The following is a 12,458-nucleotide window of genomic DNA, read 5'->3' as shown; positions in this document are numbered from 1 at the left end:
GACGGCCCCCACCAGTGTGCTGGCGGCCGCCTCCAGCGCTTCGCCTGCAGCCGAGGCGACCCGCACCATCGACGCGGCGCCCGCCCCGGCAGCCCCTGCCGAGGTCCAGCCAGCCGAACGCCGGCCCCGCCGACGGTCACGGCGCCGAGCGACGGTCTGGATCACCGCGGCCGCCGCGGCGGCGCTCGTCGCCGGGACCGGCGGCATTCTGGCCCTCACCGCCGGCGGCGACGAGGTAGCTCCCCCCGACCCCGCTCCCGTCACCGACCCCACCCCGGACGTCAGTCCGACCGCCCCGCTCACCGAGGACGAGGCCCCCGACGAGGTCGACACCGTGAGCGACACGGACACAACGGACGAGCAGGGAACGACGCCGACGCCCGAGGTGACCACCGAGGCGCCCGACGAGGAGGCGACACCGGACGAGGGCGCCACGGAGCCGGCGGAGGAGACGGCCCCGGCCGAGGGCGCCACCGACGACGAGGGCACCGTCGACGACAGCACGGTTGACGACAGCGTCACGGACCCCGTCGAGCCGAGCCCCGCGCCCGTCGACGGCGCGGTCACCGAGCCCGACCCGGCCGACAGCCCCGCTCCCGCCGAACCGTCGCCCACCCCGACCGGCTGACCGCGTCAGCGCCGGACGGGCCAGAACGCGGCGACGAACACCGACGCCAGTCCGATGACGACCGTGACGGCTTCGATGACGACCCCCGGTCCGGCCGGCGCAGGCCAGAGCACATCGAGAGCCAGTGACGCGAGGAGCTGCCCCGACACCGCGGCCAACCCGAACAGGAGCACCCCCGTGCGGGCCACCAGCGCGGCCGTCAGCGTGATGTACGCCACGCCGAGCGCGCCGCCGAGGTAGAGCCACGGCTCCGACGGCAGCGCCGCCGGCGGTCCGTCGACGATCGTCACGACGACCGCCAGCACCGCCAGGATCGCCGTCCCCAGCGTGAAGTTCACGAACGTCGCCGTCACCGGGGTCCCGACGCGCACCCGCAGCCGGCCGTTGGTCGCCTGCTGCCAGGCGAGTCCCGCTCCGACGACCACGGGGAGCACGACCATCCAGACGGGCACGCCCGCCAGCCCGTCCCCCGAGACCAGCACCACGCCCACGGCGGCCAGGGCAAGCGCGCCGCCGACCAGTCGCGGCACCGTGACGGCGACGACCCCGCCGGGCCCGTACCCCACCCGGTCGAGGATCAGCCCGCCCAGCGTCTGCCCTGCGACGATGCCGACCGTGAACAGCGACACCCCCACGATCCCGACGGCGACGGCCTGCGTACCGACCGTCAACGCTCCCGCGGCGCCGCCCACCAGCATCCACCACGGAATGCTGCGCTCGCGGATGCCGCGGCTCAGCAGGACCGCACCGCGACGCCCACCCGGGGTCAGCACCGAGACGAGCGCGATCAGCAGCAGACCGCTGCCGAACGAGATGACGGCGGCCACCATGGCGTGCTCGAGACGCACGCCGAGCTGACCGTTGACGCGCGCCTGGGCCGCGGTGAGGACGCCGACCGACACCGCACCCACCAGGGCGGGCGCCAGCGAGGTCCGCGTGGACGGACGCGTCACGCGAACCGGCTCAACCGAACAGCGCGGCGGCTTCTTCGTAGCGGTGCGCCGGCACGGTGTGGAGCGACCCGAGCGCCTCCGCGAAGGGCACCCGGACGATCTCGGTGCCCTGCATGGCGACCATCTGGCCCCATGCGCCGTCGACGACGGCGTCTGCGGCGTGCAGGCCCAGACGTGTCGCGAGGACACGGTCGAAGCCCGACGGCGAACCGCCGCGCTGGATGTGGCCGAGGACGGTCGCGCGGGTCTCGATGCCCGTGATCCGCTCGATCTCGGGGGCGAGGATCTCGCTGATGCCGCCGAGGCGGGGACGGTTGAAGGCGTCGAGCCCCTTGTCGCTGTACGCCTCGTCCATGCCGGTGAGGGTGAAGCCCTCCGAGACGACCACGAGCGGCGCACGACCGCGGTCGTGGGCCTTCTGGACCTGCTCGGCGATCTCGTCGATCGACATCGGGTGCTCGGGGATGCAGATGACGTGCGCGCCGGCCGCGATCCCGGAATGCAGGGCGATCCAGCCCACGTGACGACCCATCACCTCGGCGACCATGCAGCGCTGGTGCGAGTCACCGGTCGTCCGCAGGCGGTCCATCGCCTCGGTCGCGATGTTCACCGCCGTGTCGAAGCCGAACGAGTAGTCGGTGGCGTGGAGGTCGTTGTCGATGGTCTTCGGCACACCCAGGACGTTGATGCCGTCCTTGTGCAGCCGGTCGGCCGCAGCCAGGGTGCCCTCGCCGCCGATCGCGACGATGCCGTCGAGACGGTGGCCGTACATCGTCTTCGAGATGTTCTCGGCGCCGCCGCGCGGGCCCTCGTACGGGTTCGTCCGGCTCGTGCCGAGGATCGTGCCGCCGACCTTCGACAGACCCTTCACCTCGTGGCGCGTGAGCGGGAAGAAGTCACCGTCGACCACGCCGCGCCACCCGTCGCGGATGCCCACGAACTCGATGTCGTACGTGGTCGTGCCCTTCAGCACGATGCCACGGATGACGGCGTTCAGTCCTGGACAGTCGCCGCCGCTCGTGAGGATACCGATCTTCATGAGGGGTCCTTAGGTGATCTCGGGTTGGTGCTGGGGGCGACGCTGCCTCGATGACACTATCGCCGCGACGGCGTCGCCTGCCAGCCGAGCGGGCTCAGGCGGCGCCGAGCGCCTGCCGCAGCAGGTGCATGAGCGCCGACAGCTGGACGGAATCGCTCGAGGTCGGGTCGACCGCGTCGCCGTCGAGGGCGCGCTGCGCGAGACCCTGCTTGCTGTCGATGAGCTCGGCGATCTTCGTATCGATCGTGTGCGCCGCGATGATGCGCCACGCCGTGACCGGCTCGCCCTGACCGATGCGGTGCACGCGGTCGATCGCCTGCGTCTGCTCGGCGGCCGTCCAGCTGAGCTCGGCGAGCACGACGTTCGAGGCGGCCTGCAGGTTGAGGCCGACACCGGCCGCCGTGAGCGAGCACACCGCGATGGCGACGTCGGGGTCGCCGTTGAACGCGTCGATCGCCTGCTGGCGGACGGGCGTCGTCTGGTCGCCGCGGATCGAGACGGTGCGGAGCCCCGCCGACGCGAAGTGCGCCTCGGCGGCATCCATCACGTCGATGTGCTTGGCGAAGAAGACCACCTTGCCGACCGAGCGCTGCAGCTGCGCGGCGTAGTCGGCGGCGAGCTGCGCCTTCGCCTGACCGATGCGGCGGACCATCGTGAAGACGTTCTCGGAGCCGCTGCCGGCAGCCTTGGCCTCTTCGAGCTCGCCGTGCGCGACGAGACGCACGATGTCCTCGTCGGCCTCGCCGCGGACGACGCGGTCGCCGCGCGCTTCGATGATCCGGCGGTACTTCGCCGCCAGACGCTCACCCAGCTCCCGCTCGGCGGCCCGGATCGACCGGCCGTACTCGTCGTCGAGCTCGACGGGGAGGTCGGCGACGAGCTTGTCGGGGAGGTCGGCGGCGACGTCCTTCTTCTTGCGCCGCACGATGCCCATCGAGATGACGGCGGAGCGGGCCTCGGGGTAGAACGCCTTGTCCGCGGGGGTGAGGCCGGTCTCGTCGAGGCGCGCCATCAGCTCGGGACCGGGCTTCTCGCCGTTGGTCCAGCCGAGGAAGCGCCAGATCGCGTCGAAGTCCTCGACGTCGTTGATGAGCGGGGTACCCGTCAGGGCGAGCAGCAGCGGATCGCGCACCTGCTCGCGGATACGCGAGGCGAGCGCGAGCACGTTGCGCGAGCGCTGCGAGGTGAGGTTCTTGATGAAGTGGGCCTCGTCGACGACCATGCCCTTCAGCCCGATCGAGCTGAGCCAGGACAGGTGGCGATCGAGGATCTCGTAGTTGACGATGAAGACGTCCGCGAAGGCATCCATCGTCTCGCCGTCGCCCTGGATGACGGTCGCGCGACGTTGCGGGGTCCACCGCTCCACCTCGCGCGCCCAGTTCATCTTCACGACGTTGGGGACGACGACCAGCAGCGGGTAGGCGTCGGCGACGGATGCCGCGAGCACCGACTGCGCCGTCTTGCCGAGACCCGGCTCGTCGGCCAGCAGGAAGCTGCGGTGCCCCGTGCGGACGGCCTCGAGGAACCGCGACTGGTGCGGCATGACGTCGAGCCCCTTGGGCGAGATGCGGTCGAACTCGGGGACGGGCGGCAGGTCCATGGACGCGGCCCCTCCCCCGGCACCGGTCTCGAACGCCTTGTACAGCGGGCCCATCAGCTCCCACCCGTCGAGCCGGCGTCGCGGCGTCGCGACCGGCGCGCGCAGTGCGACGTCCGGGGCGAGGAAGGGGTGGGCCTCCTTGCGGGCCTGGACCTGCGGCGGCACGACCTGACGGTCCGCGATCGCCTCGGGGACGACCGGAGCCTGAACGGGCTTCGCGTCGGTGATGATGAGCTCGTCCTCGGGCAGCTCCGCCCCGGACTCGAGGAGCCAGTCGCGGCGCATGCGGCGCGCGACGGGCGACGTCGCCTGGTCGACTTCGAGCAGCTGGATGAGGGAGGTGTCGCGGGCCGCGGTCTTGGCGAGGATCGTCGCGACGCCGTCGAGGCGCTTGAGCAGCTCGGCGCGCGCACCGTCGGCGATGTCGGACGCCGCCTTCACGCGGGCGCGCTCCTCGCGCACGAGGAAGGCGATCACCTGGAACTTGACGCGGTTGGTCGGCCCGAGCTTGCCCCGCTGGGCCTTGGCCTCGACCTCGCGCACCTTCCGGGCGAGGATCGGGATGAGGGGTGCTTCGTCGTCTCGGCGCGACGATGATCCCCGACGACGCCGAGCGGCGGTCTTGGGGGCGGTGGCTGCCGTGGTCGGCATGCTCCTCCTGAGCGTGACACCGGCGGATGCCGGCGAGCGTCGTACGAGACGACGGTCTTCGAGGCCGCGACGTCGGTCGCGGCGCGGATGTGGTCCCCGGGTCGTCACGGCTGCGGGTACTCGCTTCTGCGAGCTGCGGCGACGGGACGGGCCCTTCCCCGCCATTCTAGCGCGTCGCGGTCCCGGGCTCCCACCGCGACTCGGCGGTGCCGCGCGCGGTGCCGCGTACGCTGGTGTCATGCCCACCGAACGCGAACTCGCCGCCACCATCGACCACGCGATCCTCAAGCCGGAGCTCACCCGCGCCGACGTGGACGCCGAGCTCGACATCGCCGCGGAATGGGGTGTGTTCAGCGTCTGCGTGCGCCCGAGCGACATCCCCCACGCCGTGGCCCGCCTCGACGGCACCGGCGTCGCGGTCGGCACGGTCATCGGGTTCCCGCACGGCACCACCTCGACCGCCGCGAAGGTGGCCGAGACGCGACAGGCGATCGCCGACGGCGCGAGCGAGGTCGACATGGTCGTCAACATCGGCGCGCTGCGCTCGGGCTTCGACGACGTCGTGGTCGAGGACATCCGCGCGGTCGTCGCGGCGGCGGAGGGCCGCGTCACGAAGGTCATCCTCGAGACGGCCCTGCTCGACGACGAGCAGATCGAGCGCGGCAGCCGCCTCACCGAGGCCGGCGGCGCCCACTTCGTGAAGACCTCGACCGGATTCGCCGGCGGTGGGGCAACGATCCCCCACGTCCAGCTCATGCGTCGCACCGTGGGTGCAGGCGTCGAGGTGAAGGCCTCCGGCGGGGTGCGCAGCTACGCCGACGCGATCGCGATGCTCGAGGCCGGCGCGACCCGCCTCGGCACGAGCGGCAGCGCCGTCATCCTCGGCGAAGCGCGTCGCATCGACGCCGGCGACGAGGCGACCGGAGCGGTCGACTCCGGCTCGTACTGACCGGCGCGGCTCGCCCCGCGCCGCTCGGACTCAGGCGCCGGGCTGCAGCGCCGCCCGCACCTCGGCGACGTCGGCATCCATCCGCTCGATGAGGGCCTCGATGCCCTCGAAGCGGACCATGCCGCGGATGCGGGCGGTGAACTGCACCTGCACCGTGTGGCCGTAGAGGTCGAGGCCGGTCTCATCGAGGACGTACGCCTCGACCTGACGCCGGGGAACGTCGTCGAAGGTGGGGTTCGTGCCGACCGAGACGGCGGCCGGGTATCGCGTCGCGGCGCGGACGCGCCCGGCATCCGTCCCCTCGTCGATCAGCCAGCCGGCGTACACGCCGTCGGCGGGGATGAACCCCTCGGCATCCGTCGACAGGTTGGCGGTCGGGTAGCCGAGCTCGCGACCGCGCTTGAGCCCGTGGACCACCTCGGCGCGGACGGCATGGGGGCGCCCCAGCAGGCGGGCGGCGTCCTCCACCTGGCCGGCGGCGAGCATCTCGCGCACCCAGGTCGACGAGACCCGGCGTCCGCCGCCCTGGACGTCGCCCACGACGTCCACCGTGAACCCGTGGGTCTCGCCGAACGTCGTGAGGAAGGCGGGATCACCCGCTCCGCCGCGTCCGAAGCGGAAGTCGACCCCCACCATGACGCACACCGCGTGCAGGGCGTCGACGAGGATGCGCTGCGCGAACTCCTCGGGCGCGAGCGCGGCGAGTTCCTCGTCGAAGCGCAGCACGAGCACCGCGTCGACACCGGCCTCGGCGAGCAGGGCGATCTTCTGATCCACGCTCACGAGGGGTTCGGGGCAGCGGTCCGGTCGCAGCAGGGCGAGCGGGTTGCGGTCGAATGTGACGGCGACCACGCGTGCGCCGTCGTCCATCGCGGCCACGCGCGCGCGGTCGATGACGGCGCGGTGCCCCGAGTGCACGCCGTCGAACTTGCCGATCGCGACGACACTCGGGCCGAAGCCGGCGGGCACCTCGGCGGGATCGCGGAAGACGATCACGCGGCGCCCTCCGCGGCGGACCGGGCGTGCCGGTGGGTGATGAGCCACCAGAGCCCCAGAAAGGGCAGCACGAGCGGGACGAGGACGTATCCGATGCCGTACCCCGACCACACCGTGGGGTGGTCGAAGAGCTCGGGATGCGTCAGCGAGAGCGTCCCGACGACGAGCACACCCACGAGTTCGAAGACGATCGCCGCCCACGCGACGCGGTACCACCGCTCGGACGCGCTGAACACGAGCGCGAGGGTGGCGAGGATGTAGACGAGCGCGGCGAGGGCCGACAGCGAGTACGCGAGCGGTGCGTCGTCGAACTCGCGGACGATCTGCACGAACGAACGACCCGTCGCGCCGAGGGCCATGATCGCGTAGACGACCACGAGCACACGGCCGACACCCGTCATCCGGCGCGGGGAGGCGGCCGACGGAGCGGTCGAGGTCGGCGCGGTCTCAGGCATGGCACCTCAATCCTACGACCGCCGCGGACGCGGCCCGGCCGGGGTCAGGCGACCTGCACCGTCCAGATGACGTTCATGCGCCAGATCATGATGGCGATCGCGAACGCGGCGACCCCCATGACGACCGTGCTCCAGCGACCGCGTTCGATGAGCGCCCAGGCGACCGCGGCCGGCGGGATGAGGACCGCCGAGACCAGGTAGACCCAGAACTCCAGCAGGTCCCCCGTCGGCGGGTTGCCGGCGAGCGGGGCGATGATCGCGATCACGACCTGCACGATGAGCAGCAGCAGGACGAGCGCCTGCGTACCCACGGAGAGATCGCTCGGGCGACGGCCGGCGAGACCCAGCACGGTGCACAGCAGACCCGCCGCGCACGCGACGGCGATCTGGACGACGGTGAACCACGCGATCACGGCTGCTCCTCGGGCATGTTCATGAGGCTCTTGACGTCGTCGCCGCGACGGCCGACGATCCCGACGAGCGCACCGTCGGGCGCGATCGCGGCGGGTGTGTCGGTCGGCAGGCGGTCCGCCGCCCCGACCAGACGCTTGCCGTGACGGAGGTCGCGCGCCTCGTCGGCGGTGACCTTGAAGGTGCCGAGAAGGGATGCCGCGACACCCGCGGCATCCTGCAGCGGGACGTCTTCGGTCAGCTCGGCGACGGCGTCGGCGACGTCGAACGGACCGATCCGCGTGCGCCGGAGCGCTGTGAGGTGCCCGCCCACGCCGAGGTCCGCGCCGAGGTCGCGGGCGAGGGCGCGGATGTACGTGCCGCTCGAGCAGTCGACGACCACGTCGACGTCGACGACGTCGACGCCCCGACGGATGCCGCGCACCTCGAACCGGCTGATCACGACGTCCCTCGCCTTCAGCTCGACCTGCTCTCCGGCGCGCGCGAGGTCGTATGCGCGGCGCCCGCCGACCTTGATCGCCGAGACGGTACTGGGCACCTGCGAGATCGGTCCGGACAGGGCGCGGATGCCGCGGTGGATCGCGTCGTCGGCCACACCACCGGCATCCACTCTGGCGGTCTCGACACCGTCGGCGTCGTCGGAGTCCGTCGTGACACCCAGGCGGATGGTGGCCTCGTAGGTCTTGTCGAGTCCGACGACGTAGGTGAGCAGCCGCGTGGCGTGACCGACGCCCAGGACGAGCAGCCCGGTCGCCATCGGGTCGAGGGTGCCGGCGTGGCCGATCTTGCGGGTGTTCAGGGCGCGGCGCGTCCGCGCCACGATGTCGTGGCTCGTCACGCCGCCCGGCTTGTCGACGAGGAGGATCCCACCGCTCCCCTGGCTCTGCTGCATGGCTTCCAGCCTAGGCTGGAGCGGTGCCCGACCTCGCCTCGCCGCTCATCGCGTGGTACCGCGAGAACGCCCGCGACCTGCCCTGGCGGCGCGACGGCTTCGGCGCGTGGGGCACGCTCGTCAGCGAGTTCATGCTGCAGCAGACGCCCGTGTCGCGGGTCGTCCCGCGGCTCGAGGAGTGGCTCGCGCGCTGGCCCACCCCCGCCGACCTCGCGGCCGCTCCCCCGTCCGACGCGGTGCGGCTGTGGGCGAACCTCGGCTACCCCCGCCGGGCGCTGTGGCTGCACCGCGCGGCGACGCAGATCCGGGACCGGCACGACGGGGTCGTCCCCCGCGACGTGGACGCCCTGCTCGCCCTCACCGGGATCGGCGACTACACGGCCCGCGCGGTGGCAGTGTTCGCGTACGGGGACCGGCATCCGGTCGTCGACACCAATACCCGTCGCGTCCTGGCGCGCGCCGTCGACGGCCGGTCGCAGCCCGGACCGCCCGCGAAGGCGGACCTCGCGGCGATGGCGGCGATCCTCCCCGCGGACGACGAGGACGCCGCGGTCGTGAACGCCGCCGCGATGGAGCTTGGCGCGATCGTCTGCACGGCGCGTGCGCCGCGGTGCGAGGCGTGCCCGCTCACGGCCGTCTGCGCCTGGCGGGCGGCGGGATGCCCCGACACCGGCGACGACCGGCGCAAGCAGGCGCGCTACGAGGGCAGCGACCGTCAGGCCCGCGGAGCGATCCTGAAGGCGCTGCGGGACGCCGAAGGCCACCCCGTCCCTGCGGACGAGGTGGCCTCGGAGTGGCCCGATGCCGCTCAGCGCGACCGGGCCGTCGACTCGTTGATCGCCGACGGGCTGGTGGAGGTCACGGACGGTGCCCTGCACCTGCCTCGCTGACCGGACCGCTCAGTCCTCGTCGTCGCTCTCGCGCGGCTTGACGTACGGGTCCGCCTCGCCGGCGTAGGTTCCGCCGGCGGCGGTGGCCGCCACGGCCGCGTCGCGCTCACGCGCCTCGCGCAGCAGGTCCTCGATGTGGCCGGCGTTCTCGGGCAGCCCGTCGAGGATGAACTCCAGCGACGGCGTGAGGCGCGTGCCGAGCTGTCGCCCGACCTCGCTGCGCAGCATCCCCGTCGCGGCCTTCAGCGCCGCAGCCGTGCCCTCGCGGGCCTCGTCGTCGCCGTAGACCGTGTAGAAGACCGACGCGTGCTGCAGGTCGCCCGTGACGCGCACGTCGGTGATCGTGACGAATCCGAGCCGCGGGTCGCGCAGCCCCTTCTCGAGGCGCTCCGCGATGAGCACGCGGATGCGGTCCGCCAACCGTGCCTGCCGTTCCCCGGCCATAGTCCTTCTCCTCTTGTTCTCCCCCGGCCGCGATCGGCTGGCCGGAAACTGCGGAGGACTCGGATGTCCGTCCGAGGCAATCGGGGTAGGGGCCCCGCTCTTGCCGCGGACGGACATCCGAGTCCGTAGCAACCTGAGGATCAGCCGCGCGGCTTCTCCACCATTTCGGTCGTCTCGATCTCGTCGCCGACCTGGATGTCGTTGTACTTGCCGAGGCCGATACCGGCTTCGAAGTCCGTACGCACCTCGGTGACGTCGTCCTTGAAGCGGCGCAGCGACTCGATGGCCAGGCCGTCGGCGATCACGACGCCGTCGCGGATGACGCGCGCCTTGGCGTTGCGCGTGATCGTGCCCGAGCGGACGATGACACCGGCGATGTTGCCGAACTTCGACGAGCGGAACACCTCGCGGATCTCGGCGACACCCGACTGCACCTCTTCGAACTCCGGCTTGAGCATGCCCTTGAGGGACTGCTCGACGTCGTCGATCGCGTTGTAGATGACCGAGTAGAACCGGACGTCGACACCTTCACGGGCGGCGCGCTCGCGGGCCTTCGTGTCGGGACGGACGTTGAAGCCGATGACGATCGCGTTGTCGATCGTCGCCAGGTTGATGTCCGACTCGGTGATCGCACCGACACCGCGGTGGATGATGCGCAGCTGGACGCTGTCGTCGACCTCGATCTTGAGCAGCGACTCCTCGAGCGCCTCGACGGCACCGGAGACGTCACCCTTGATGATGAGGTTGAGCGACTCGACCTTGCCCTCTTCGAGAGCGCGGGTGAAGTCCTCGAGCGAGATGCGCTTGCGGGCCTTGGCCAGCTGCGCGTTGCGCTCGACCGCTTCACGCTTCTCGGCGATCTGGCGGGCCATGCGGTCCTCTTCGGTCACGATGAAGACGTCACCGGCGCGGGGCACGGAGTTCAGACCCTGCACCTGGACCGGACGCGACGGGTAGGCCTCGTCGACCGCATCGCCGTTCTCGTCGATCATGGCGCGGACGCGGCCGTACGCGGTGCCCGCGACGATCGCGTCGCCGACACGGAGCGTTCCGGACTGGATCAGCACCGTGGCGACCGAACCGCGACCCTTGTCGAGCTTCGCTTCGATCGCGACACCGCGCGCCGCCTTGTTCGGGTTGGCCGTGAGGTCCAGGCCCGCGTCGGCGGTGAGGAGGACGGCATCCAGCAGTGCCTGGATGTTCGTGCCCTGACGAGCCGACACGTCGACGAACATGACGTCGCCGCCGTACTCCTCGGCCACGAGGCCGTACTCGGTGAGCTGCTGACGGACCTTCGCCGGGTTGGCGTCGGGCTTGTCGACCTTGTTGACCGCGACCACGATCGGCACGTTCGCCGCCTGGGCGTGGTTCAGCGCCTCGACCGTCTGCGGCATGATGCCGTCGTCGGCCGCGACCACGAGGATCGCGAGGTCGGTCACCTGCGCACCGCGGGCACGCATGGCGGTGAACGCCTCGTGACCCGGGGTGTCGATGAAGGTGATCGCGCGCTCGATGCCCTCGTGCTCGGTCCAGACCTGGTACGCACCGATGTGCTGCGTGATGCCGCCGGCCTCGCCTGCGACCACGTTGGTCTGGCGGATGGCGTCGAGCAGTCGGGTCTTACCGTGGTCGACGTGGCCCATGACGGTGACCACGGGAGGACGGATCTCGAGGTCGTCCTCGTTCTCCGCCTCCAGCTCGGCCTCGAGGTCGAGACCGAAGCCCTCGAGGAGCTCTTTGTCCTCGTCCTCGGGCGAGACCATCTGGATCTTGTAGCCGAGCTCCTCGCCGAGGATCTCGAACGTCGCCTCGTCCAGCGACTCGGTGGCCGTGGCCATCTCGCCGAGGTTGAAGAGGATCGTCACCAGGGTGCCGGGCTGGACGGTGTATCCGCGCAGCGCTTCGAGCTTGTCGGCGAAGTCCGCGATGGACGCGCCGCGGCGGAGCCGGATGACCTCGCCGTTGCCCTTCTGGACGTTGACGCCGCCGACGACGGGCGCCGACCGCATCTCGAATTCCTGCCGCTTCGCCCGACGCGACTTGCGCTGCTTCGACTTGCCGCCGCCCTTACCGAAGGCACCGGCGGTACCGCCGCCGGGTCCACGACCACGACCGCCGCCGCCACCGGGACGACCGGCGAAACCACCGGCCGGGGCGCCCGGACGCGGAGCGCCGAAGCCGCCGCCGCCGGGGCGACCGGGACCACCCGGACGCTGCTGGAACGGTGCACCCGGACGACCGCCGCCACCGGGACGACCGGCGCCGCCGGGACGCGGGGCACCCGGACGCGGGGAACCGGGACGCGGCGCCTGCGGGCGCGGGATGTTGCCGGGCGTCGGACGCTGGCCCATGCCCTGCGCCGAGGCGAAGGGGTTGTTGCCGGGGCGGGGGCCGGCGGGACGCTGACCCATGCCCTGCGAGCTGGCGAAGGGGTTGTTGCCGGGGCGCGGAGCGCCGCCGGGACGCGGGGCCTGCGACGCGGGCTTCTCGGGAGCGGGGGCGCCCGGCTTGGGCGCACCGCCCTCGGGTGCCGACGGTGCGGGCTTCTCA

Annotated in this window: 11 protein-coding genes and 1 pseudogene; 3 read left to right on the top strand and 9 right to left on the bottom strand. The window is 72.0% G+C overall.

All coding sequences use genetic code 11. The annotated features are described in order from the left end of the window. Positions 1-628: pseudogene (locus tag NH287_RS13815) on the top strand (hypothetical protein); the annotation flags it as partial. Positions 629-633: 5 nt separating this feature from the next. Here the strand turns inward: NH287_RS13815 and NH287_RS13810 are convergent. From NH287_RS13810 to NH287_RS13800, 3 genes are all read right to left on the bottom strand, one after another. Beyond that, complete coding sequence (locus tag NH287_RS13810; protein ID WP_253036079.1) at positions 634-1,581, bottom strand: DMT family transporter; 948 nt, start codon at positions 1,579-1,581, stop codon at positions 634-636. A gap of 10 nt (positions 1,582-1,591) precedes the next feature. Next, the gene (locus tag NH287_RS13805) at positions 1,592-2,620 is read right to left on the bottom strand and encodes an ATP-dependent 6-phosphofructokinase (protein ID WP_064001520.1); all 1,029 of its coding nucleotides are present in this window, start codon (positions 2,618-2,620) and stop codon (positions 1,592-1,594) included. Between the two features lie 94 nt (positions 2,621-2,714). Then, positions 2,715-4,871: a DEAD/DEAH box helicase gene (locus tag NH287_RS13800; protein ID WP_253036078.1), complete on the bottom strand. Its 2,157-nt coding sequence runs from the start codon at positions 4,869-4,871 to the stop codon at positions 2,715-2,717. Between the two features lie 238 nt (positions 4,872-5,109). Here NH287_RS13800 and deoC point away from each other — a divergent pair, with 238 nt between their 5' ends. Continuing rightward, positions 5,110-5,820, top strand: a complete 711-nt coding sequence (gene deoC, locus NH287_RS13795; RefSeq protein ID WP_064001518.1) for a deoxyribose-phosphate aldolase — start codon at positions 5,110-5,112, stop codon at positions 5,818-5,820. 30 nt (positions 5,821-5,850) lie between these two features. On the opposite strand, the gene NH287_RS13790 is transcribed toward deoC, so the two are convergent. The 4 genes from NH287_RS13790 to truB are packed head-to-tail and all read right to left on the bottom strand — an operon-like array spanning position 5,851 to position 8,574. Next, the gene (locus tag NH287_RS13790; RefSeq protein WP_253036077.1) at positions 5,851-6,816 is read right to left on the bottom strand and encodes a bifunctional riboflavin kinase/FAD synthetase; all 966 of its coding nucleotides are present in this window, start codon (positions 6,814-6,816) and stop codon (positions 5,851-5,853) included. Continuing rightward, positions 6,813-7,271: a hypothetical protein gene (locus NH287_RS13785; RefSeq protein ID WP_064001516.1), complete on the bottom strand. Its 459-nt coding sequence runs from the start codon at positions 7,269-7,271 to the stop codon at positions 6,813-6,815. The genes NH287_RS13790 and NH287_RS13785 overlap by 4 nt, the downstream gene beginning before the upstream one ends. A gap of 44 nt (positions 7,272-7,315) precedes the next feature. Beyond that, positions 7,316-7,684: a hypothetical protein gene (locus tag NH287_RS13780; protein WP_064001515.1), complete on the bottom strand. Its 369-nt coding sequence runs from the start codon at positions 7,682-7,684 to the stop codon at positions 7,316-7,318. Continuing rightward, the gene (gene truB, locus NH287_RS13775; RefSeq protein WP_253036076.1) at positions 7,681-8,574 is read right to left on the bottom strand and encodes a tRNA pseudouridine(55) synthase TruB; all 894 of its coding nucleotides are present in this window, start codon (positions 8,572-8,574) and stop codon (positions 7,681-7,683) included. Before truB ends, NH287_RS13780 begins: the two co-directional genes overlap by 4 nt. 23 nt (positions 8,575-8,597) lie before the next feature. On the opposite strand from truB, the gene NH287_RS13770 reads away from it, so the two are divergent. Next, on the top strand, positions 8,598-9,464 hold the full coding sequence (locus tag NH287_RS13770; protein ID WP_253036075.1) for an A/G-specific adenine glycosylase: 867 nt from the start codon (positions 8,598-8,600) through the stop codon (positions 9,462-9,464). Positions 9,465-9,473: 9 nt separating this feature from the next. On the opposite strand, the gene rbfA is transcribed toward NH287_RS13770, so the two are convergent. Continuing rightward, positions 9,474-9,908, bottom strand: a complete 435-nt coding sequence (gene rbfA, locus NH287_RS13765; RefSeq protein WP_253036074.1) for a 30S ribosome-binding factor RbfA — start codon at positions 9,906-9,908, stop codon at positions 9,474-9,476. A gap of 140 nt (positions 9,909-10,048) precedes the next feature. Further along, on the bottom strand, positions 10,049-12,458 hold a 2,410-nt coding region (infB, locus tag NH287_RS13760; RefSeq protein ID WP_253036073.1), incomplete at its 5' end, for a translation initiation factor IF-2.

The sequence above is a fragment of the Microbacterium sp. CnD16-F genome (assembly GCF_024124465.1).
In the GTDB taxonomy this organism is placed as follows: Bacteria; Actinomycetota; Actinomycetes; order Actinomycetales; family Microbacteriaceae; genus Microbacterium; species Microbacterium gawkjiense.
The sequence above is the reverse complement of the archived record's forward strand: the minus strand, read 5'-3'. Positions and strand labels throughout refer to the sequence as shown.